A 20,942-nucleotide genomic window follows, 5' to 3' on the forward strand; every position below is an offset into this window, starting at 1 on the left:
AAAACTCAGGGCTTGCTGGCCGTGGGAAACGGCCAGGCTGCCTGGGGATTCAGCGTCGTCTGCGCAGCGGGAGCGGGCGCAGCAGCGGCCTTGGCGGGTGCCTTGGCAGCCTTCTTCGCAGCAGGCTTCTTGGCAGCAGCGGCAGGCTTGGCAGCGGGCTTTTTCGCGGCTTTCTTGGCCGCAGCCTTCTTGGCAGGGGCCTTCTTGGCGGCAGCCTTCTTCGCAGGCGCCTTCTTGGCAGCGGCCTTCTTCGCCGGAGCCTTCTTCGCTGCGGCCTTCTTCGCCGGAGCTGCCTTCTTCGCCGGTGCCTTCTTGGCGACGACCTTCTTCGCGGCTACCTTCTTGGCAGCGACCTTCTTGGCCGGAGCCTTCTTGGCAGCGACCTTCTTGGCCGGAGCCTTCTTGGCGGCGACCTTCTTGGCCGGAGCCTTCTTCGCTACGACCTTCTTGGCCGGAGCCTTCTTCGCTGCGGCTTTCTTAGCCGGTGCTTTCTTTGCAGTTGCCATTTCTGTTTTCTCCTTGATCAAGTTGAAAAAATCAACCTATTGAAGCACTCCGCGCATGTTGGTAGCGCTGGAGTGATTCATGGCGTTGGATTCCGTGCTCCAGCACCATGAACACCTGAGCCCTCATCCATGCCGCGCTCTTCGGCGCAGTCGGTGGCAAGGGCAATTCTTGAATTCATTTATTGTTATCGAAATATTCAATCCCAGGAGAGCGCACCACCCGATTGGTATTCGATCACGCGGGTCTCGAAGAAATTGCGCTCTTTCTTCAGGTCAATCATCTCGCTCATCCACGGGAACGGATTTTCCTCGTTCGGGAAGAGCGTTTCGAGGCCGATCTGCTGTGCGCGCCGATTGGCGATGTAGCGCAGATAGCCCTTGAACATGGAAGCGTTCATGCCGAGCACGCCACGGGGCATGGTGTCTTCGGCGTACTTGTATTCGAGCTCGACGGCGCGCATGAACAGCGCCTTGATCTCGGCCTTGAACTCGGCCGTCCACAGGCCGGGGTTCTCGAGCTTGAGCTGGTTGATCAGGTCGATGCCGAAGTTGCAGTGCATCGACTCGTCGCGCAGGATGTACTGGTACTGCTCGGCGGCGCCGGTCATCTTGTTCTGGCGGCCCAGCGCGAGGATCTGCGTGAAGCCGACGTAGAAGAAGAGGCCTTCCATCAGGCAGGCGAACACGATCAGCGACTTGAGCAGCGTCTGGTCGGTCTCGTGCGTGCCGGTCTTGAAGTTCGGGTCGCTGATCGCGTCGATGAACGGAATCAGGAACTGGTCCTTCTCGCGGATCGACGGCACCTCGTTGTAGGCGTTGAAGATCTCGCTTTCGTCCAGGCCGAGCGACTCGACGATGTACTGGTAGGCGTGCGTGTGGATCGCTTCCTCGAAGGCCTGGCGCAGCAGGAACTGGCGGCATTCGGGCGCCGTGATGTGGCGATAGGTGCCCAGCACGATGTTGTTGGCGGCCAGCGAGTCGGCGGTGACGAAGAAGCCGAGGTTGCGCTTGACGATGCGGCGCTCGTCTTCGGTCAGGCCGTTCGGGTCTTTCCACAGCGCGATGTCGCGCGTCATGTTCACTTCCTGCGGCATCCAGTGGTTGGCGCAGGTGGCGAGGTACTTTTCCCACGCCCACTTGTACTTGAACGGCACCAGCTGGTTGACGTCGGTCTCGCCGTTGATGATGCGCTTGTCGGCGGCCCTGACGCGGCGCGTTTCAGCCGGAGCGCTGGCGCCGACGGATGCGGGCGCGGCCTGGCGGGCAGGCTGCTGCACGGGTTGCAGCGAAGGTTGTGCCATCGATGAAGCCGACACATCCACCGCACGGCCGGCGGCAGCGCCGGTCGAGGGGTGGTGATGCAAACCTTGTTGCATGTCCTTTGGCAAGGAGGGCTTGACTTCTTCGTCCCAGGTCAACATAGAAAAATCCAATGCTCAAATTATCCGAGCAACGATGTGAGTTGCAAAGTGCTCGTTCACATCGCACTCCATTTATGTGGTTGTTATGTTGCTCGCATGCATCGCGCGATGTCGGTCAATGCCTTCAACTGGCCTCCGTCATCGCACGACGTCGCATGCGCCTCACTCTTCGTCGTGCAGCGCACCGCGCTGTGTTCGCGGTGCGCTGCGTGCATCACTGGCAGGCTTCGCAGGTCGGATCGTCGACACCGCAGAAGGCGATGTCGGTCGCGGGGATCGCGCTCATCTGTGCCTTCGCTGCGGCAGCCGCGGCCTCGAGTGCGCTCATGCCCGACGGTGCGTCGTTGCCCGAGGACACCGCGTTGAGGCGGCCCGACTGCACCGTCGACTTCTCGGCGTGCGTCGCGCTCTGCGTGCGCAGGTAGTAGGTGGTCTTCAGGCCACGCAGCCATGCGAGCTTGTAGGTGTCGTCGAGCTTCTTGCCCGAGGCGCCGGCCATGTAGATGTTCAGCGACTGCGCCTGGTCGATCCACTTCTGGCGACGCGCGGCGGCTTCCACCAGCCACGTCGTCTCGACTTCGAACGCGGTGGCGTAGAGCGCCTTCACGTCCTGCGGCACGCGGTCGATGGGACGCAGCGAACCGTCGAAGTGCTTCAGGTCCATCACCATCACGTCGTCCCACAGGCCCAGGCGCTTGAGGTCGCGCACCAGGTAGTGGTTGATCACGGTGAATTCGCCCGACAGGTTCGACTTGACCGAGAGGTTGCCGAAGCAGGGCTCGATCGAGGCGTCCACGCCGATGATGTTCGAGATGGTCGCGGTCGGGGCGATGGCCACGCAGTTCGAATTGCGCATGCCGTCGGCCTTGATCTTGGCGCGCAGCGCGTCCCAGTCGAGGGTCGACGAGCGGTCGACCTCGACGTAGCCGCCGCGTGCCTTCTCGAGCAGGTCGAGCGAGTCGATCGGCAGGATGCCCTTGTCCCACAGCGAGCCCTTGTAGCTCGAGTACTTGCCGCGCTCGCGCGCCAGCTCGGTCGAGGCCCAGTAGGCGTGGTAGCAGATCGCTTCCATCGATTCGTCGGCGAACTGCACGGCTTCCTGCGAGGCGTAAGGAATACGCAGGTCGTACAGCGCGTCCTGGAAGCCCATCAGGCCCAGGCCGACCGGACGGTGGCGCAGGTTCGAGTCGCGCGCCTTCTTCACGGCGTAGTAGTTGATGTCGATCACGTTGTCGAGCATGCGCATCGCGGTCGAGATCGTCTTCTTGAGCTTCTCCTGGTCGACCTTGCCGTCCTTCAGATGCTGCAGCAGGTTGACCGAACCGAGGTTGCAGACCGCGGTTTCGGTGTCGCTGGTGTTCAGCGTGATCTCGGTGCAGAGGTTCGACGAGTGCACCACGCCGGCGTGCTGTTGCGGCGAGCGCACGTTGCAGGCGTCCTTGAACGTGATCCAGGGATGGCCGGTCTCGAACAGCATCGTGAGCATCTTGCGCCACAGGTCGGTGGCCTGCACGGTGCGGCTGGGCTTGATCTCGCCGCGCGCGGCCTTCTCTTCGTAGGCGACGTAGGCCTTCTCGAAGTCGGCGCCGAACAGGTCGTGCAGGTCGGGCACGTTCGAGGGCGAGAACAGCGTCCACGAACCCTTTTCCATCACGCGGCGCATGAACAGGTCGGGGATCCAGTTGGCGGTGTTCATGTCGTGCGTGCGGCGGCGGTCGTCGCCGGTGTTCTTGCGCAGCTCCAGGAACTCCTCGATGTCGAGGTGCCAGGTCTCGAGGTACGTGCAGACGGCGCCCTTGCGCTTGCCGCCCTGGTTCACGGCCACGGCGGTGTCGTTGACCACCTTGAGGAAGGGCACCACGCCCTGCGATTCGCCGTTCGTGCCCTTGATGTGGCTGCCGAGCGCGCGCACGCGGGTCCAGTCGTTGCCCAGGCCGCCCGCGAACTTCGAGAGCAGCGCGTTTTCCTTGATCGACTCGTAGATGCCGTCGAGGTCGTCGGGCACGGTGGTCAGGTAGCAGCTCGACAGCTGCGAGCGCAGCGTGCCGCTGTTGAACAGCGTCGGCGTGCTCGACATGAAGTCGAAGGACGACAGCACTTCGTAGAACTCGATGGCGCGGGCTTCGCGGTCGATCTCGTTGAGCGCCAGGCCCATCGAGACGCGCATGAAGAAGGCCTGCGGCAGCTCGATGCGGCTCTTGCGCACGTGCAGGAAGTAGCGGTCGTACAGGGTCTGCAGGCCGAGGTAGTCGAACTGGTTGTCGCGTTCGGCCTTCAGCGCCGCGCCCAGGCGGGGCAGGTCGTACTGCAGCAGCTTCTCGTCGAGCAACTCGTTCTCGACGCCCTTCTTGATGAAGGAGGGGAAGTAGTCGGCGTAGGCGGTGGCGCGGTCGGCCGGCATGACTTCGCGGCCGACGATCTCCTTGAAGATCGTGTGCAGCAGCAGGCGCGCGGTGGCGAAGGTGTAGTCGGGATCCTTCTCGATCAGCGTGCGGGCCGCGAGGATCGAGGCCTTGTAGACCTCGTCGAGCGGCACGCCGTCGTACAGGTTGCGCATCGTCTCGGCTACGATCGGCGCGGCCGTGATGCTGTCGCCCAGGCCCTGGCAGGCCGACTCGATCAGTCCCTTGAGTTCGCCGAGATCGAGCGCGACGCGTTCGCCGCGGTCGAGCACGTGCAGCGCGGGCGCCGCGACCTGCACATCCTGCTCGCCCTGCTTCGCGCGTTCCTGCGTGCGGCGTTCGCGGTAGAGCACGTAGGCACGCGCCACTTCCTGGTGGCCGCCGCGCATCAGGCCCAGTTCGACCTGGTCCTGCACGTCTTCGATGTGGAAGGTGCCGCCGCCCGGACGCGAGCGCACCAGCGCCTTCACGACGGCCTGGGTCAGCGCGTCGACGGTCTCGCGCACGCTGGCCGAGGCCGCGCCCTGGGTGCCATGCACGGCCAGGAAGGCTTTCATCATCGCGATCGCGATCTTGTTGGGCTCGAACGGGACCACGGCGCCGTTGCGGCGGATGATCTGGTAGTGCGCGAGGTTCTGTCCGGTGGGCGAACCGGCGGTGTCGCGGGGGGACTGGGGCGGCGTGGAGGGGATGGCACGCGCGGCGGTAGGTGTATTCAGTGCTGTTTGCATTCGCTTCCTCTCGGTTGGCAATTCTTGTTGGATGAGCGGCGCTGCTGGGGCCGCTTCGTCGGCTCTGAGGCCGGCCGGGACACACTATATCTAGGGTGCGGGGGGTGTACAACCCACTAGATGTAGCGTTTTCCTTCAGGCTTCAAGAGGGAGGAGAAAGCTGTTTTCGCGCTTCGCGGCCATCCATGCCGCATGAACAGTGGATCATCCTCTCGCAACCCACGTTCCATGCGGCTTGCGAGCCGATTTGGGCCTGCAAGGCGCATGGTTGCTACGCATCGCGCTTGCGAATGGAGCGATTGCTGCACTGCGAGCCCAGGGCATCGCACGGCGTGCAGCGATTGAAAAAATTAGCGCTCCACCACCTGCGAGGGAAACATGTGTGGACCCCAGCCGAGATGATCGCGCAGCCGATGCCAGTCGAAGCCGGCGCCGGGATCCTGCTTGCGGCCCGGTGCGATGTGCTCGTGGCCCGCGATGTGTGCGATCGGATAGTGCTGCGCGATCGCCGCCGCGAGGCTCGCGAGCGTCTCGTACTGCGCGTCCTCGAACGGTCCGCCCTCGAGGCCCTCGAGCTCGATGCCGATCGAGTCGTCGTTGCAGTTGTCCCGGCCGCGCCACGACGACACGCCCGCATGCCACGCGCGATCGTCGCCGCTCACGAACTGCCAGAGCTCGCCGTTGCGGCGCACGTAGAAATGCGAGGACACCTCGAGCCCACGAATGCTTTCGAAGTAAGGATGCGCGTCCCAGTCGAGCCGGTTGGTGAAGAGCCGTTGCACCGCGTCGCCGCCGTACTCGCCGGGCGGCAGGCTGATCGAGTGCAGCACGACGAGGTCGATGCGCTCGCGTGCCGGCGCGGGTCGCGGTCCGAAGTTGGGCGAGGGCAGCGCCTTCGCGAAGCGGTACCAGCCGTCGCGCCAGAGCGCATCGCCCGTGGAAGCGCGCAGGCCGTCTTCAGTCGTCGACATGGCTGCTCGCGCCATCGTCGCCGTTGGGCGTGTTGATGCCCAGGCGCGCGATGCGATAGCGGATCTGGCGCAGGCTCATGCCGAGGCGCGCGGCGGCGGCCGTGCGGTTGAAGCCGCTCTCGTGCAGCGCGCGCACGAGGATCTCGCGCTCCTGCTGATCGAGGTAGGCCTGCAGGTCGGAGGGCAGCGGCGTGGGCACCACGGGGCGCGGCGCGGGCGGCGGCGCGGCCACGACGGGCTTCGCGTCGAAGGCCTCGGGCTGCGCGAGCGGCGCCGCAGTCGTCGCGGCGCTCGCGGCTTGCGGCGCGGCAGGCCCGGGCGCGGCCGTCATCCAGCCGCCGCCTGCGCCATCCATCAGGTCGAGCTGCAGTTCGTCGCCGTCGTACAGCGCGACCGCGCGGTGCAGCAGGTTCTCGAGCTCGCGCACGTTGCCGTGCAGCGGATGCTGCGCGAGCTGCCGCAGCAGCGCGTCCGACAGGCGCGGCGCGGGCAGCCCGCCGTCCTGCGCGATGCGCGCGAGCAGCGCGACGCACAGCGCGGGCAGGTCCTCGCGGCGCTCGCGCAGCGCGGGCACCGCGATCTCGATCACGTTGAGCCGATAGAACAGGTCCTGCCGGAAACGGCCGGCCTGCACCTCGGCGTGCAGGTCCTTGTGGGTCGCGCTCACGATGCGCACGTCGACCGCGTCTTCCTGCGTGGAGCCGATCGGCCGCACGCTGCGTTCCTGGATCGCGCGCAGCAGCTTGGACTGCATCGCCAGCGGCAGGTCGCCGATCTCGTCGAGGAACAGCGTGCCGCCGCGCGCGGCCTGGAAGTAGCCGTCGCGGTCCTGCGCCGAGCCGGTGTACGAACCCTTGCGCGCGCCGAAGAATTCGGCCTCGAGCAGGTTCTCGGGAATCGCGCCGCAGTTCACCGCGACGAAGGGGCCGTCGCTGCGCTGGCTGCAGGCATGGACCGCGCGCGCCACCAGCTCCTTGCCGGTGCCCGATTCGCCGCGCACCAGCACCGGCGCCATGCCGCGCGCCACCTTGGCGATGCGCGACTTCACGAGCCGCATCGGTTCCGAATCGCCGACCAGCCGCTCGAGCGCGGAAGCGCCCGCGCTGCCCGCGGCGGCCAGCGCCGACGTGCCGTCGCTCGCATCGGCGGCCTTGGCCGGGCGCACCGCGGCCTGCGCGACCGGTGGCGGCTGCTGCGCCTGCACCGCGGAGGCGACGACCGCGCGGAACTGCTTCAGGTCGACCGGCTTGGTGAGGTAGTCGAAGGCTCCGGCCTTCAGCGCCTCGACCGCGTTCTCGGCCGAGCCGTAGGCGGTCATCACCACGCAGCGCTCGCTGCGCTGGTTCTTCTGGATGCGCTGGATGATCTCCATGCCCTGGCCGTCGGGCAGCCGCATGTCGGTGATCACGGCGTCGAAGCGCGTGGCCTCGAGATGCTGCCAGGCTTCGGAGACGCTGCCCGCGGCCTCGACCCGGTAGCCTTCGCGCAGCAGCGTGAGTTCGTAGAGCGTGCGAAGGTCGGGTTCGTCGTCGATGACGAGGATCTGCGCGGGACGCTGGGAGGGCGGATGGGAGCTGCTCACGCCGCTATTGTGTCAGCCGGTTTTCGCTCGCGGCGAAGCCGACGAAGAATTCGTTGCCCTCGGGCGCCTCGCCCGCCAGCGCGCGCCGCTCGTAGCCGATGGCCGCGCCGTGGCGCCGGCACAGCTCGCGGCACAGGAACAGGCCCAGTCCGCTCGAGCGGCTCTCCGACGAGAAGAAGGGTTCGAACAGGTGGCGCTGCACGGCCGGTTCGAGCGGTGCGCCATCGCTCCAGACCTGCAGGGTCGGCCGGCCCGGGCTGCCCGCGCGCTGCAGCGTGGTCACGACCTGGATCGCGCCCTCGCGCAGGCTCGCGTAGCGCGCCGCGTTGTCGAGCAGGTTCACCAGCAGGCGGCGCAGGTGCTCGACGTCGAAGCGCACCTCCACGCCCGGCGCGTCGAGCACCACGGTCACGCCCTTGCGCTGGGTCTGGCGCATCCATTCCTCGGTCAGGGCCTGCACGGTGGGGTCGAGCACCACCTGCTCGCCGAGCGACAGCACGCGCTGCTGGCGCGCGCGCGAGACGTCGAGGACGTCGTCGACGATGCGCGCGAGGCGCTGCGCGTTGTGCTGCACCATGTGCGTGAGCTGGCGGTGCGCGGGATCGGTCAGGTCCTCGTTGAGCAGCGCGCTGGCCTGCGTGATGGCGGCCAGCGGGTTGCGGATCTCGTGCGCGACCGCGGCCGACATGCGGCCCATGGCGGCCAGCTTCTCGGTGCGGATGCGGGCCTCGAGCTCGCGCAGGTCCTGCAGGAACATCACGCACAGGCTGCCCATGCGCTGGTCGCTCGAGGGCGTGAGGCGGGTGCGCACGCGCACCTCGCGCGCCGCGCCGCGCGCCTGCGCGACCGGGATCTCCTCGGACTGCGACTCGCGGCGCGCATAGGTCTGGCGCGCCAGCGCGGCCAGCGCATGCCAGGCCGGCTGGGCATGCAGCGGAAAGGGCAGCCGCAACTGGCCCAGGCCCTGGCCCAGGATCGCATCGGCCGCCGGGTTGGCCGCATGCACCAGGCCCTCGGCGTCGATCACCAGCACGCCTTCGCTCAGCGTCTCGATCACCAGGTCGTTGACCTGCGCCTGCATCTGCGCGCTGCTGCGGTTGTGCTGCGACACGGCTTCTTCGCGCGCCAGCCGGCGCGCGAGCTCGTGCGCCAGCAGCGCCACCACGAACAGCCCGGTGCCCGTGAGCGCCGCCTGCACGAAGCGCGCGGGCGAGTCGCCGGGCTGCTGCACCCAGTGCCAGGCGGCATCGGCCAGCAGCAGCAGCGTGACGGTGGCGGTGGTGCCCATGCTCACCATCACCGTGCCGAGCACCGCGCTCATGAGCACCGGCAGCGCGAACAGCGGCGTGTAGTTGATATTGCCGCCCTGCGTGACCTGCAGCGCCGCGAAGACCGCGAGGTCGACGCCGGTGCTCAGCATCCAGGCGGCGCCGAAGCCGCGCATCGGCGGCTCGAAATGCACGTAGCGCGCGCCCAGCGCGGCGGCCGCGAGGTAGCTCGCCGACAGCACCACCGCCACCGGCTGCATGGTCTGGCCGAGCGCGAAGCTCACGCCCTGCAGCAGCACCAGCACCAGCGCGACGAAGCAGCGCGCGCCCATGAAGCCGCGCCACAGCCGCAGCAGCGCGGCACTCTCGCGCGCGCCGGGCTCCAGCACGTCCCAGTCGGTGACCGGTTCGCCGCTGGCCCAGAGGGAGGAACTGCTGCCCATCGCTGCGACGAAGCCGGCTCGGCGCCGTTCAGGCGCGCTCGGCGACCTGCCGGTGCGCGGCGCTGCAGTAGGGGGTGCCGTCGGTACCGCGCACCGCGTCGCTCGCGGGCAGGTGCAGGCCGCAGTGGGCGCAGCGCACCATCGCCTGCGGCGCGCCCACCGCGGGCGGCGCGGCGGGACGCGGCGTGCGGGCGGCGCGCTCCTGCATTTCTTCGCGGCGGTTCTTGCGCCAGAGCCAGATCGCGACCCAGACCACCGCGAGGACGAGAAGGTATTTCATGAGGTGTCTTCAGGCCGGCGGACGCGCCAGCACCACTTCGAGCACGAAGCGCGAGCCCACGTAGGCCAGCAGCAGCAGCGCCGAGCCCGCATAGAGCACGCGCCGCGCGGTGCGCCCGCGCCAGCCGAAGCGCGCGCGGCCGATCAGCAGCACCGCGAAGCTGATCCAGGCCAGCACCGAGAAGGCCGACTTGTGGTCCCACTTCCAGGCCCGGCCCGCGGCGCCGTAGAGCTGTTCGCTGAACAGCAGCCCGGCCAGCAGCGTGGCCGACAGCAGCACGAAGCCGGCCGTCACGAAGCGGAAGGTGAGGCGTTCGAGCGTCAGCAGCGGCACGCCGCCCTGCGGTTCGGTGGCCAGGCGGATCTGCTTCTCGGCGCGGGTCGTGAGCCAGGCGTGCACCACCGCGGCGGCGAACAGCCCATAGGAGGCGATGCCCAGCGCCAGGTGCAGCGGCAGCCAGGGCGAAGCCGACACGTGCAGCGGCGTGCCGGGAAAGAGGATCGCGAGCAGCACCGCCGCCGCGCCGAGCCAGGCCAGCGCGCGGCGCACCTGCAGCTGCGGGTACATGCGGCTTTCGACCGCGTAGACGGTGAGCACCAGCCAGGCCGTGACCGACAGGGCGGGCGCGAAGCCGAAGCGGGGTTCGTGGCCGACCAGGCCATGGCCGAGCACCGCGGCATGCAGCAGCCAGGCCAGGCCGAGCGCCCACTGGGTGGCCTGCCGGCTCAGCCGGGCGCCTGCGGCGGCGGCAAAACCGTAGGCGGCCGCGGCGGCGATGCCCAGCGCCACGCCGAGTGGGGAGGGGATCGCTAAAATCATCGATCGGAGTTTAGCCGCTCACCCTTGCATTTCCGGGTGCCGCGCGCCAGCTTCCCTCCTACCCGTCTCCCGCGACTTCTCCCATCCGTCCCGCCGCAGCGGGGCAGCAAGCAAGGCATCCCCTCCATGGCCAGCGCTCTCACCGAAAAATTCTCCCGCCTCGTCAAGACGATGAGCGGCCAGGCGCGCATCACCGAAAGCAACGTGCAGGACATGCTGCGCGAAGTGCGCATGGCGCTGCTCGAAGCCGACGTGGCGCTGCCCGTGGTGCGCGACTTCGTCGCCCGCGTGAAGGAAAAGGCGCTCGGCCAGGAAGTGCTGGGCTCGCTCAAGCCGGGCCAGGCGCTGGTGGGCATCGTCAACCGCGAGCTCGCCGCCACCATGGGCGAGGGCGTCTCGGACATCAACCTCGCGGCCCAGCCGCCGGCGGTGATCCTCATGGCCGGCCTGCAGGGCGCCGGCAAGACCACCACCACCGCCAAGCTCGCCAAGCACCTGATCGAGAAGCGCAAGAAGAAGGTGCTCACGGTCTCGGGCGACGTCTACCGGCCCGCCGCCATCGAGCAGCTCAAGACCGTCACCAAGCAGGCCGGCGCCGAATGGTTCCCGAGCACGCCCGACCAGAAGCCGCTGGACATCGCGCGCGCCGCGCTCGACCACGCCAAGCGCCACTTCTTCGACGTGCTGCTGGTCGATACGGCCGGCCGGCTCGCGATCGACGAGGTGCTGATGGCCGAGATCCAGCAGCTGCACGGCGCGCTGAACCCGGTCGAGACCCTGTTCGTGGTCGATGCCATGCAGGGCCAGGACGCGATCAACACGGCGCGCGCCTTCAAGGAGGCGCTGCCGCTCACCGGCATCATCCTGACCAAGACCGACGGCGATTCGCGCGGCGGCGCGGCGCTGTCGGTGCGCCAGGTCACGGGCGTGCCGATCAAGTTCGCGGGCGTGAGCGAGAAGATCGACGGCCTCGAGGTGTTCGACGCCGAGCGCCATGCGGGCCGCATCCTGGGCATGGGCGACATCGTCGCGCTGGTCGAGCAGGTCACGGCCGGCGTCGACGTGGCGGCGGCGCAGAAGCTCGCCGCCAAGGTCAAGAGCGGCGCGGGCTTCGACCTCAACGACTTCCTCGGCCAGCTGCAGCAGATGAAGCAGATGGGCGGTCTCTCAAGCCTGATGGACAAGCTGCCCACCCAGATGGCGGCCAAGGCCAGCGAGGCCGACATGACGCGCGCCGAGCGCGACATCCGGCGCAAGGAAGGGATCATCCAGAGCATGACGCCGCTGGAGCGCCGCAAGCCCGAGCTGCTCAAGGCCACGCGCAAGCGCCGCATCGCGGCCGGCGCGGGCGTGCAGGTTCAGGAAGTGAACCGCCTGCTCAACGAGTTCGAACAGATGCAGGGGATGATGAAGAAGATGAAGGGCGGCGGCCTCATGAAGATGATGAAGAAGATGGGCGGCATGAAGGGCATGGGCGGGATGGGGGGGCCCGGCGGGCCGAAGCTGCCGTTCTGAGCCATATATAGAGCGAGATGAAAGAAGCCCGCCGAGGCATTGCCCGGCGGGCTTCTTCGTTGGCGGTCATGCGTGCGCGCCGAAGACCGTGGCGCAGGCAGGAGGAATGGTCGCGCACGTGGCGCTTCGGAAGCAACGACGACATGCATAATCCCGCCCGATTTCCCGGGAGGAAGAATGCTGAAAACGAAGAGATGCTGGGTGCCAGTCCTCGTGATGGCCGGTTTGCTCGCCGGGTGCGTCAGCGCGCCCCCATTGAGCCGTACGCAATTGAACGCGGTCCAGCGCGGCGATACCTTGGCGGCCGTACGTCAGAACATCAAGCCTGAATCCGTGAACCTGGAGTACCGGTTCTCTGCCAATGATCGCGATTACCTTGCGCAACACTACCGGGTGGAGACTGGCATCACCGAGAGCACGACCGTGGTCTGTACTCCAGGCTGTTTCCCGGTTCCCATCATCATCCCCATCTTTACGCCATACGTCATCGTCTACGAAGCCGATCCTCCGCAACGCGTCCTGTCCTACGGAACCATCGAGGAGTTGAGCAAGAACCCGGACGATGCCGTCAGCAGTGTGATGCCCTCCTTGAAGCTGGCGATGGAAAAGGCGAGTGCGGCAAAGAACGCAGGGGGGAAGTAGCAAATGCAATCCGCACGAAAACTCAGCCAGGGCGCCTTGCTTGCCATCCTGCTGCTCACGGGTTGCGCGGGGCCGTCGATCGGCTACCTTCAACTGCAGGTATTGAGCAAGGGAATGGGGAGTGCCGAAGTCTCCGCAGCCTTGAAGCAGGGGCCGTTAGAGCAGACGGAGGTTCGATCCGGAGGGCGGACGTTCAGCTTTCAGCGCTACTTCATGACCAGTTCCGTGGCGACGGATCCCTATTTCCTGGCTTACGAAAACGACAAGCTCGGTTACTGGGGTACCGTGAGCGAATTCAGGCGGCACCCCGATACGGTGCTGACGGATGCGTTCAACCAAGCCTTCGCCATACTCTCGGCACCGAAGAAATAAGGCCCGCAAAAAAGCCGGCGCAGTGGCCGGCTTTTTCGTTGGTGCGGTGCCAGCGCGTCAGGCCGTGGCCAGCGCCGCGGGACGCGAGAGGCGCAGCGCATGCATCCAGGCGCGGCGCAGCACGGCCGGCGAACGCGATTCCTCGGGGATCAGCAGGAAGCCGCGGTCGCGCAGCGTGGTGCCCAGCGCGATCTGGCTGGTCAGCACGGTCAGCGGGATCGCCAGCAGCAGCGGCAGGCCGACCGGCATGAGCCACATCAGGGCGCTCGGGTCGATCATCGCGACGCCGACGGCCAGCAGTGCGATCACCAGCGTCATGGGGGCCAGCTGCGAGGCAGCGACCTTCCACGGCACGGCGGCGGCTTCACGCGGGGGCGACTTCCAGTCGAGCTTGATGCCGGTGAGGGCGACCAGCACGAACAGCGAGTGGGCCAGCATGCGCACCGGTGCCTGCACGATCGCGAGACCGCTTTCCATCACCGAGCTCTTGATCAGGCCCCACAGGCCGCCGAACTGGCGTTGCTCGCCGCGCATCAGCACGGCAACGATGCCGAGCACGCGGGGCAGGAACAACAGGCACAGGGTCCAGATCCAGAGGCCGGCGAGTTCGGCCGGCAGCACGCTCCAGCTCGAGATCAGGCTGGAACCGCTGAGCCACAGCGCGGTGCCCAGCGTCAGGAACGCGAGCCACAGCGGGGCGGAAACGTAGGCCATGGTGCCGGTCACGAACATCGCGCGGTGCACCGAGTGGATGCCGGGCTCGGCCATCAGGCGGGCGTTCTGCAGGTTACCCTGGCACCAGCGGCGGTCGCGCTGCAGCTCGGCCAGCAGGTCCGGCGGTTGCTGTTCGTAGCTGCCGACCAGGTCGGACACCAGCCACACGTTGTAGCCGGCACGGCGCATCAGCGCGGCTTCGACGAAATCGTGCGACATGATGCCGCCCGACATGCCGCCGGTGCCCTTGATCGGGGCCAGCGCGCAGTGCTTCATGAAGGGCTCGACGCGGATGATCGCGTTGTGGCCCCAGTAGTGCGATTCGCCCAGTTGCCAGAACTGCATGCCCAGCGTGAACAGGCGGCCCGTCACGCGGGAAGCGAATTGTTGGGCGCGGGCATGCAGCGTCACGTGGCCGATGGCCTGGGTGGCTGTCTGGATGATGCCGGCGCTCGGGTTGGCTTCCATCAGCTTGACCATCGAGGTCAGGCAGTCGCCGCTCATCACGGAGTCGGCGTCGAGCACGACCATGTAGCGGTAGTCCTTGCCCCAGCGGCGGCAGAAGTCGGCCACGTTGCCGGCCTTGCGGTGCGTGCGGCGGGTGCGCAGGCGGTAGTAGACCTCGACCTGCGGCTGGTTCGGGCTGTCGGCCAGCGCGGCGCGCAGGTCTTCCCAGGCGGCGCGCTCGGCGGCGGCGGTCTCGGGGTTGTAGCTGTCGGACAGCACGAACACGTCGAACTGCTTGGCGTGACCGGTGGCCGCGACCGATTCGCAGGTGGCGCGCAGGCCGGCGAACACGGTGGCCACGTCCTCGTTGCAGATCGGCATGATGATCGCGGTGCGGGCCTCGGGGTTCATCGGGTGGTTGGCCACCTGCTTGACCGAGAGCGCATGCTTGTCGCCGCGCACCGAGACGTAGAAGCCCATGAGGGCGGTCACGAAGCCGGTCACGACCCAGCCCGAGAGCAGGCCGTAGAGGCCGATCTGGCCGTATTCGAGCCAGACGTTGTCGTAGTCGGGCTGCACGCCCGCGAACAGCGTGGAAGCGACCACGGTGCTCAGCACGGTCAGCAGCATGAAGGCCAGGCGGCGCTGCGAGGCGGCGCGCTGCCACGGCTGCTTGGCTGCGGCCGGGGCGCTTTCGCGCTTGCCGCCGGCACCCAGGCGGACCAGCAGGGCGGTGCCGATGCTGTTCCAGAAGCCGCGCCAGGGGCGGGGCGTCATCGAGCCGCGGTTGACCGGGGGCGCGCTGACGGCGTTGGGATGGCGTTCCTCACGCACCGGGCTGCGGCGCGAGAAGTCGGAATCGGCCAGGACATTGAGTTGGGAGAAGTCGTTCGGCTTCATGGTGTTTACCAACGTTGCTTGTCGAGGGAGGAGGAGGTGTCGCCAATGGCCGGAAAGCGCTTGAAGACGCAATCCGTCGCGACGCCGCCGGCGCTGGCGAGCGCGGCTGGCGAATGGCCCGCGGCACGGGGCCGCGAGGCGGAAAACTGCTTTTGACGCAGGCCGTCGCGCTGCGGACGCAGTGCGAAAGATGGGCTGTTGAATGCTGTCATGCCACTACAGGGGCAAACCCTGTGCCAGCATGGAAAAGTGCTTTGGAATCAAGCACTTGGGCCGCTTCGGCCGGAATTTTCGGGGGCCGGAGGGCGAAAAGGGCCTCAAAACCCCCGTTTTTGTCGCCGAATCCCGACAAGCTCACCGGCCTGCCGAAAAACACCCATATGAATCAACGACTTAGGGGCGTCGCTCGTCAGCGACACCCTCGCCACCCGGAGCGACAGCATCGGCCTTGAAGTGGCCCGGCGTGAGCTCGTGCTTCTGCAGCAGGCGGTAGAACTCGGTGCGGTTGCGGTCGGCCAGGCGGGCCGCGTCGGCGACGTTGCCGTCGGTCAGTTTCAGCAGGCCGACCAGGTATTCGCGCTCGAAACGCTGCTTGGCCTCGGCATAGGTCTGGACCTCCACCGTCGGCACCCGCAGCGCGCGCTGTACCAGCGCCAGCGGGATCAGCGGCGAGCTCGACAGCGCGCAGACCTGCTCGACCACGTTGTAGAGCTGGCGCACGTTGCCGGGCCAGGCCGCGGTGGTCAGCGCCTTCAGCGCCTCGGGCGCGAAGCCCGACAGCCGCTTGCCGTACTTGGTCGAGAGCTTCTGCAGGAAGTGGTTGGCCAGCAGCGGGATGTCCTCGCGGCGCGCCGACAGCGGCGGCAGCGTGAGCGTCACCACGTTGAGCCGGTAGTAGAGGTCCTCGCGGAACTGGCCCGCTTCCATCGCGGCATCGAGGTCGCGGTGGGTGGCCGAGATGATGCGCACGTCGACCTCGATCGACTGGCTGGCGCCCAGCGGGCGCACCGCGCGCTCCTGCAGCACGCGCAGCAGCTTGACCTGCAGCGCGGGCGGCATGTCGCCGATCTCGTCGAGCAGCAGGGTGCCGCCGTCGGCCTGCTGGAACAGGCCCTTGTGGTTGGCGTGGGCGTCGGTGAAGGCGCCCTTCATGTGGCCGAACAGCTCGGACTCGAGCAGCGCCTCGGGAATGGCGCCGCAGTTGACCGCCACGAAGGGCTTGTCGGCGCGCGCGCTGGCCTTGTGGATGGCGCGCGCCAGCATTTCCTTGCCGGCGCCCGAGTCGCCGCGCAGCAGCACCGAGGCGTCGGACTTGGCGACCATGCGCGCCTCGGCCAGCAGCTCGGCCATGCGGTTGCTGCGGCTCACGATGTCGACGCGCCAGCTGTCGTCGCCGGTCTTGCTCGGCACCGTGGCCGGCGCGCCCAGCGCGAGCGCTTGGGCGATCTTGTCGAGCAGTTCGCGCCCGTCGTAGGGCTTGGTCAGGTAGGTGAAGACGCCGCGCGCGGTGGCTTCCACCGCGTCGGGGATGGTGCCGTGCGCGGTCAGCAGGATCACCGGCAGCGAGGGATGGCGCTTGCGGATCTCGTCGAACAGCGCCAGGCCGTCGCGCCCGGGCAGGCGCACGTCGCTGAGCACCAGTTGCGGATGCTCGATCTCGAGCTGCGTGAGCGCCGTCTCGGCCGAGGTCACGGCCGTGACCTGGTAGCCCGCCGAGCTCAGCCGCATCGACAGCAGCCGCAGCATGTCCGGATCGTCGTCGACGACCAGCAGGCGGGCGCCCGAAGTACTCATGGGGTGGACCTGCTTCCGTTCGGTGCCAAGGCCGGTGCCGCGGGCGTGTTGGGCCGCGCGAAGCTGCGCTCGATGGCGCGCAGCGCTTCAATGCGGTCGTTGAGCTGGTCGATGCGGCGCTGGCTGTCGCGCAGCTGCTGCACCTGCTTGTCGCGGTCGTCCTCGACGCGGCGCTGCTCGATGTAGCGCGCGGCCAGCGCGCGCGCCAGCGGCTGCAGCGGCTGGGCCTCGGGCGCGGGATTGGCGATCACGCGCTGCAGCAGGCCCAGCGCGCGCGCCAGGTCGGCCGGCACGCGGGTCTGCGACAGCAGGATCGCGAGGTGCATCTGCGCCGTGGGCGCGTCGCCGGGGTCGCCCAGGCGCTGGATCTCGGCGTTCAGCTCGGCGCCGCTGAGCGAGCGCATCTTGTCGGCGTAGGCCAGCACGGCGGCCACCGGGCCCTGGGTCATTAGCGTGAACAGCGAGGCCGGCTGGGTGGCCGGTGCCTTCGGCTCGGCCTCGACCGGCATCACGCGCGGCAGCACCGGCGGCGGCGGCAGCGCATCGGCTTCCGCGGGCGGCTTGGGCGGCGCGCTGCAGGCGGCCAGCAGCAGGAGCCACGGCGCGGCCAGCGCAGCCAGTGCGCGGGTGGCGGTGGAGGGGCGTACGGACGAAAAAGACATGGACGAAGAAGGACGACGCGGGGCGTTGGCGAGGGCTACGGGGATGTGGGGGCGCCGGGAAGCTCAGGCCGTGCGCGGCAGCTCGATGCGGAAACGCGCGCCGGGCCCCTCGGGCAGCAGGGCGATGCGGCCCCCATGGGCTGCAATGTACTCCTGCACGATGGAAAGTCCGATGCCCGTGCCCTTGACCGCATGCTCCGGTTGGCGTTCGCCGCGGTAGAAGGGCTCGAAGATGCGGTCGCGGTCGCCCTCGGCGATGCCCGGGCCGGCGTCGTTGACGTCGATGCGCACCGCCTCGGGCGTGCCCGAGACCACGAGGGTGATGGTGCCGCCGCGCGCCGAGAAGCGGATCGCGTTCGACAGCAGGTTGGCGATCGCGGTGCCGAGCTTGGTGCGGTCGACCGTGAGCGCGATGCGCTCGCCCTCGGCGCGCACCGTGAGGCCGTGGGCCTGCCACTGCAGCCGCTGCGATTCGATCTGCTCCTCGATCAGCGGCAGCAGCTCGGTGCGCTCGCGGCGCAGCTCGCGCGCCTCGAAGGCGGCCGCGTTGAAGCGCAGCAAGGCCTCGATCTGGCCCTGCAGCGCCACCGTGTTCTGGTTCAGGATCTGTGCCACCTCGAGCTGCGCCGGGTTCAGCGCGCCGGTCACGCCGTCCTCCAGCAGCGACACGCCCTCGCGCAGCGCCGCCAGCGGCGTCTTCAGTTCGTGCGAGACGTGGCGCAGGAAGCGCGCCTTGTCGGCGTCGAGCTCGGTCAGCCGCAGCCGCAGCCACTCGAGCTGCTGCGACACGCGCCGCACGTCGGCCGGGCCGCGGATGTCGATCGGCTCGTCGAGCCGGTTCTGGCCCAGGCCGACGATGGCGTGCTCGAGCCGCTTGAACGGCCGCGCCAGCCAGATGCCGAAGGCCAGCGCCAGCGACACCGCGAGCACGCTGGCCGCGACCACCTCGCGCATCAGCCGGCGGCGCGCGTTCTCGATGCGCTTGGCCAGCGCGTCGTTCTGCATCTCGATCAGGAACTGGGCCTGCTGCGCGATGTTGGTGTTGAGCGCGTCGAGGTCGCGGAACTGCATCGCCATCGTGCTCTCGCGCTGCAGCGCGCTGTCGGCGTTGCCGCTCATCAGGCCCTCGATCACGCCGAGCTGGGTGCGCCAGGCCTCGGTGCTGGCGGGCGCCAGGCCGTTCTTCTCGAGCCGCTCGAGCACACCGTGGGCCTCGCGCGCGGCATCGTCGAAGCGGCGCCGCAGCACCGAATCGTTGAGCACCAGCGACTGGCGCCCGGCACGCTCCATCGCCGCACTGCGCTCGGCCAGCGACTGGGCCGCGCCCGACAGCCGCAGCGCGCGCGCCGCGGCGTCGCGGCTTTGCGTCATCAAGGTGTCGTACTGCAGCACCGAGCGCAGCGCCACGCCCACCAGCAGCGCGGTGATCAGCAGGAAGGCGAACAGCAGGAGCTGCTGGAACGAGCCCCGTATCGATCGCTTCGCCATCAGGCGAGCGCCCCGGCGGCGGACGCGCTCTCGCGCGTGGGCACTTCGCCGCGCAGCGTGTAGGCCAGCGAGCGCGTGATGCGCAGGTCGGTCATCCGGCCCACGAGCCGCGCGTCGCCCTCGAAGTTGACGACCCGGTTGCAGGCCGTGCGGCCCATGAGTTCGCTCGCGTCGCGGCGCGAGGCGCCTTCCACCAGCACGCGCTGGGTGCTGCCCACCAGCGCCTCGCCGAAGCGCTTCACGTTGCCGTCGATCACGGCCTGCAGCTTCTGCAGCCGCGCCAGCTTGACCTCGTGCGGCGTGTCGTCGTGCAGCGCGGCGGCCGGCGTGCCGGGGCGCGGGCTGAAGATGAAGCTGAAGCTGGCGTCGAACTGGCAGTCGTCGATCAGCTTCATCATCTTGTCGAAGTCGGCCTCGGTCTCGCCGGGGAAGCCGACGATGAAGTCGCTCGACAGCGCGAGCTCGGGCCGGATCGCGCGCAGCTTGCGCACCGTGCTCTTGTATTCCATGGCGGTGTAGCCGCGCTTCATCGCCATCAGGATGCGGTCGCTGCCGTGCTGCACCGGCAGGTGCAGGTGGCTCACGAGCTGCGGCACCTTGGCATAGGCCTCGATCAGCCGCGGCGTGAATTCGTTGGGATGGCTGGTGGTGTAGCGGATGCGCTCGATGCCAGGGATCTCGGCCACGTACTCGATCAGCAGCGCGAAGTCGGCGATCTCGGCCGTGTCGCCCATGCGGCCACGGTAGGCATTGACGTTCTGGCCCAGCAGCGTGACCTCGCGCACGCCCTGGTCGGCCAGGCCGGCGATCTCGACCAGCACGTCGTCGAGCGGCCGGTTCACTTCCTCGCCGCGCGTGTAGGGCACCACGCAGTAGCTGCAGTACTTGGAGCAGCCTTCCATGATCGACACGAAGGCGGTGGCGCCTTCCACGCGCGCGGGCGGCAGGTGGTCGAACTTCTCGATCTCGGGAAAGCTGATGTCGACCTGCGGGCGGTCGAGCCGCTCGCGCTCGGCCAGCATCTCGGGCAGCCGGTGCAGGGTCTGCGGGCCGAACACGATGTCGACATAGGGCGCGCGCGCGATGATGGCGTTGCCCTCCTGGCTGGCCACGCAGCCGCCGACGCCGATCTTCACGCCGCGCGCCTTCAGGTGCTTGACGCGGCCGAGGTCGGAGAACACTTTTTCCTGCGCCTTCTCGCGCACCGAGCAGGTGTTGAACAGGATCAGGTCGGCCTCGTCGACGTTCTGCGTCGGCTCGTAGCCCTGCGCGGCATGGAGCACGTCGGCCATCTTGTCCGAGTCGTACTCGTTCATCTGGCAGCCGAAGGTTTTGATGAAGACTTTCTTGGCGGTCATGGGGAGCTCTTCTATATGTAGGAGTGGCCCCTCGTCTTGCGGAGGGGCCGGGCGGACACGGGGCTTTCGTGGCGAAAGCGGCGGGCGTGTCCGCGAAAGGGATGCCGGTGCGGCCGACGGCCGGCGGCGAGCGGCCTACTGCGTGTTGACCGTGTCGTTCTGCACGAACGGCCAGATGTTGAGGAAGGGCTTGTTCAGCGATTCGCGGCTGGCGGTGGCTTCGTCGGGCGTGAGGATCCAGACCTCGCGCAGCATGCCCGCGGCATCGCGCGTGTAGTTGACCAGCAGGTTCTGGCCCGTGATCGCGCCGCTCATCACCAGCATGTTCTGGCCGCTGCGGATGCGCGCGCCGGGCGCGAGCCGGTCGGGCCGGCCGTCGAGCATCACGTCGTTGCCGTCGATCACGCGGAACTTGCCGCGCAGGGTGCCGACCGGGAAATTGCGCCCGCCGACCAGCGATTCGTTCTGGGTCTGCGGCCGGGGCGCCGCGTCCTGCGCGCTCGCCTGGAGCGGGAAGACGCTGGAAGTGGCTGCCAGTGTTGCGCAGGCTGCTATGAAATGAAGAGCGTTCGTGGGTGTCTTGCAGCGGTTCATGGGGTTCATCCAGAGGCTGTGGAGCGGGGATTC

The 20,942-nt window shown here is 68.1% G+C and carries 18 protein-coding genes; 3 read left to right on the plus strand and 15 right to left on the minus strand.

Annotated features, from left to right (window positions below; all coding sequences use genetic code 11):
* Positions 1-5 precede the first annotated feature (5 nt).
* From AC07PU_RS30445 to AC07PU_RS30480, 8 genes are all read right to left on the minus strand, one after another.
* Positions 6-506, minus strand: a complete 501-nt coding sequence (locus AC07PU_RS30445) for a histone H1-like DNA-binding protein (protein WP_082321630.1) — start codon at positions 504-506, stop codon at positions 6-8.
* A 197-nt stretch (positions 507-703) separates the two neighbouring features.
* Entirely contained in the window at positions 704-1,927 is a 1,224-nt protein-coding gene (locus AC07PU_RS30450; RefSeq protein WP_490877249.1) for a ribonucleotide-diphosphate reductase subunit beta, read from the minus strand.
* A gap of 214 nt (positions 1,928-2,141) precedes the next feature.
* Complete coding sequence (locus AC07PU_RS30455) at positions 2,142-5,060, minus strand: ribonucleoside-diphosphate reductase subunit alpha (RefSeq protein ID WP_093353452.1); 2,919 nt, start codon at positions 5,058-5,060, stop codon at positions 2,142-2,144.
* A 350-nt stretch (positions 5,061-5,410) separates the two neighbouring features.
* Positions 5,411-6,031, minus strand: a complete 621-nt coding sequence (ampD, locus tag AC07PU_RS30460) for a 1,6-anhydro-N-acetylmuramyl-L-alanine amidase AmpD (protein WP_495322022.1) — start codon at positions 6,029-6,031, stop codon at positions 5,411-5,413.
* Positions 6,018-7,613, minus strand: a complete 1,596-nt coding sequence (locus AC07PU_RS30465) for a sigma-54-dependent transcriptional regulator (RefSeq protein ID WP_495322023.1) — start codon at positions 7,611-7,613, stop codon at positions 6,018-6,020. The genes ampD and AC07PU_RS30465 overlap by 14 nt, the downstream gene beginning before the upstream one ends.
* A 4-nt stretch (positions 7,614-7,617) precedes the next feature.
* A complete protein-coding gene (locus AC07PU_RS30470) occupies positions 7,618-9,324 on the minus strand; it encodes a two-component system sensor histidine kinase NtrB (RefSeq protein WP_398500891.1) in 1,707 nt (568 codons plus the stop codon).
* Positions 9,325-9,352: 28 nt separating this feature from the next.
* The gene (locus tag AC07PU_RS30475; protein WP_093353463.1) at positions 9,353-9,604 is read right to left on the minus strand and encodes a PP0621 family protein; all 252 of its coding nucleotides are present in this window, start codon (positions 9,602-9,604) and stop codon (positions 9,353-9,355) included.
* 9 nt (positions 9,605-9,613) lie between these two features.
* The gene (locus tag AC07PU_RS30480; RefSeq protein ID WP_093353466.1) at positions 9,614-10,423 is read right to left on the minus strand and encodes a cytochrome C assembly family protein; all 810 of its coding nucleotides are present in this window, start codon (positions 10,421-10,423) and stop codon (positions 9,614-9,616) included.
* A 126-nt stretch (positions 10,424-10,549) separates the two neighbouring features.
* On the opposite strand from AC07PU_RS30480, the gene ffh reads away from it, so the two are divergent.
* From ffh to AC07PU_RS30495, 3 genes are all read left to right on the plus strand, one after another.
* Positions 10,550-11,938 carry a signal recognition particle protein gene (gene ffh, locus AC07PU_RS30485; protein ID WP_208508242.1) on the plus strand — a complete coding sequence of 463 codons (1,389 nt, stop codon included), beginning with the start codon at positions 10,550-10,552 and terminating at the stop codon, positions 11,936-11,938.
* 177 nt (positions 11,939-12,115) lie between these two features.
* Complete coding sequence (locus AC07PU_RS30490; RefSeq protein ID WP_296780773.1) at positions 12,116-12,580, plus strand: hypothetical protein; 465 nt, start codon at positions 12,116-12,118, stop codon at positions 12,578-12,580.
* 3 nt (positions 12,581-12,583) lie between these two features.
* Positions 12,584-12,952 (plus strand): hypothetical protein, encoded by a 369-nt coding sequence (locus AC07PU_RS30495; RefSeq protein WP_296780772.1) that lies wholly within the window; start codon positions 12,584-12,586, stop codon positions 12,950-12,952.
* Between the two features lie 57 nt (positions 12,953-13,009).
* Here the strand turns inward: AC07PU_RS30495 and mdoH are convergent, their stop codons facing one another.
* From mdoH to AC07PU_RS30530, 7 genes are all read right to left on the minus strand, one after another.
* Positions 13,010-15,013: a glucans biosynthesis glucosyltransferase MdoH gene (gene mdoH, locus AC07PU_RS30500; protein WP_495322025.1), complete on the minus strand. Its 2,004-nt coding sequence runs from the start codon at positions 15,011-15,013 to the stop codon at positions 13,010-13,012.
* Between the two features lie 5 nt (positions 15,014-15,018).
* Positions 15,019-15,225, minus strand: coding sequence for a hypothetical protein (locus tag AC07PU_RS30505; RefSeq protein ID WP_057591126.1), 207 nt, complete (start codon positions 15,223-15,225; stop codon positions 15,019-15,021).
* A gap of 181 nt (positions 15,226-15,406) precedes the next feature.
* On the minus strand, positions 15,407-16,807 hold the full coding sequence (locus AC07PU_RS30510) for a sigma 54-interacting transcriptional regulator (protein ID WP_093353476.1): 1,401 nt from the start codon (positions 16,805-16,807) through the stop codon (positions 15,407-15,409).
* Entirely contained in the window at positions 16,804-17,469 is a 666-nt protein-coding gene (locus tag AC07PU_RS30515; RefSeq protein WP_495322026.1) for a hypothetical protein, read from the minus strand. Before AC07PU_RS30515 ends, AC07PU_RS30510 begins: the two co-directional genes overlap by 4 nt.
* A gap of 63 nt (positions 17,470-17,532) precedes the next feature.
* Complete coding sequence (locus AC07PU_RS30520) at positions 17,533-18,957, minus strand: sensor histidine kinase (RefSeq protein WP_093353484.1); 1,425 nt, start codon at positions 18,955-18,957, stop codon at positions 17,533-17,535.
* Positions 18,957-20,315 carry a tRNA (N6-isopentenyl adenosine(37)-C2)-methylthiotransferase MiaB gene (miaB, locus tag AC07PU_RS30525; RefSeq protein ID WP_495322027.1) on the minus strand — a complete coding sequence of 453 codons (1,359 nt, stop codon included), beginning with the start codon at positions 20,313-20,315 and terminating at the stop codon, positions 18,957-18,959. The genes AC07PU_RS30520 and miaB overlap by 1 nt, the downstream gene beginning before the upstream one ends.
* 135 nt (positions 20,316-20,450) lie before the next feature.
* Positions 20,451-20,909, minus strand: a complete 459-nt coding sequence (locus AC07PU_RS30530) for a hypothetical protein (protein ID WP_495322028.1) — start codon at positions 20,907-20,909, stop codon at positions 20,451-20,453.
* Positions 20,910-20,942 lie beyond the last annotated feature (33 nt).

It is taken from the genome of Variovorax sp. GW821-FHT10D07, from assembly GCF_059415325.1.

Coding starts and splice junctions, on each gene's coding strand:
- AC07PU_RS30445 (WP_082321630.1), bottom strand. CDS start 506: ATGGCAACTGCAAAGAAAGCACCGGCTAAGAAAGCCGCAGCGAAGAAG.
- AC07PU_RS30450 (WP_490877249.1), bottom strand. CDS start 1,927: ATGTTGACCTGGGACGAAGAAGTCAAGCCCTCCTTGCCAAAGGACATG.
- AC07PU_RS30455 (WP_093353452.1), bottom strand. CDS start 5,060: ATGCAAACAGCACTGAATACACCTACCGCCGCGCGTGCCATCCCCTCC.
- ampD (WP_495322022.1), bottom strand. CDS start 6,031: ATGTCGACGACTGAAGACGGCCTGCGCGCTTCCACGGGCGATGCGCTC.
- AC07PU_RS30470 (WP_398500891.1), bottom strand. CDS start 9,324: ATGGGCAGCAGTTCCTCCCTCTGGGCCAGCGGCGAACCGGTCACCGAC.
- AC07PU_RS30475 (WP_093353463.1), bottom strand. CDS start 9,604: ATGAAATACCTTCTCGTCCTCGCGGTGGTCTGGGTCGCGATCTGGCTC.
- AC07PU_RS30480 (WP_093353466.1), bottom strand. CDS start 10,423: ATGATTTTAGCGATCCCCTCCCCACTCGGCGTGGCGCTGGGCATCGCC.
- ffh (WP_208508242.1), top strand. CDS start 10,550: ATGGCCAGCGCTCTCACCGAAAAATTCTCCCGCCTCGTCAAGACGATG.
- AC07PU_RS30490 (WP_296780773.1), top strand. CDS start 12,116: ATGCTGAAAACGAAGAGATGCTGGGTGCCAGTCCTCGTGATGGCCGGT.
- AC07PU_RS30495 (WP_296780772.1), top strand. CDS start 12,584: ATGCAATCCGCACGAAAACTCAGCCAGGGCGCCTTGCTTGCCATCCTG.
- mdoH (WP_495322025.1), bottom strand. CDS start 15,013: ATGAAGCCGAACGACTTCTCCCAACTCAATGTCCTGGCCGATTCCGAC.
- AC07PU_RS30505 (WP_057591126.1), bottom strand. CDS start 15,225: ATGACAGCATTCAACAGCCCATCTTTCGCACTGCGTCCGCAGCGCGAC.
- AC07PU_RS30510 (WP_093353476.1), bottom strand. CDS start 16,807: ATGAGTACTTCGGGCGCCCGCCTGCTGGTCGTCGACGACGATCCGGAC.
- AC07PU_RS30515 (WP_495322026.1), bottom strand. CDS start 17,469: ATGTCTTTTTCGTCCGTACGCCCCTCCACCGCCACCCGCGCACTGGCT.
- AC07PU_RS30520 (WP_093353484.1), bottom strand. CDS start 18,957: ATGGCGAAGCGATCGATACGGGGCTCGTTCCAGCAGCTCCTGCTGTTC.
- miaB (WP_495322027.1), bottom strand. CDS start 20,315: ATGACCGCCAAGAAAGTCTTCATCAAAACCTTCGGCTGCCAGATGAAC.
- AC07PU_RS30530 (WP_495322028.1), bottom strand. CDS start 20,909: ATGAACCGCTGCAAGACACCCACGAACGCTCTTCATTTCATAGCAGCC.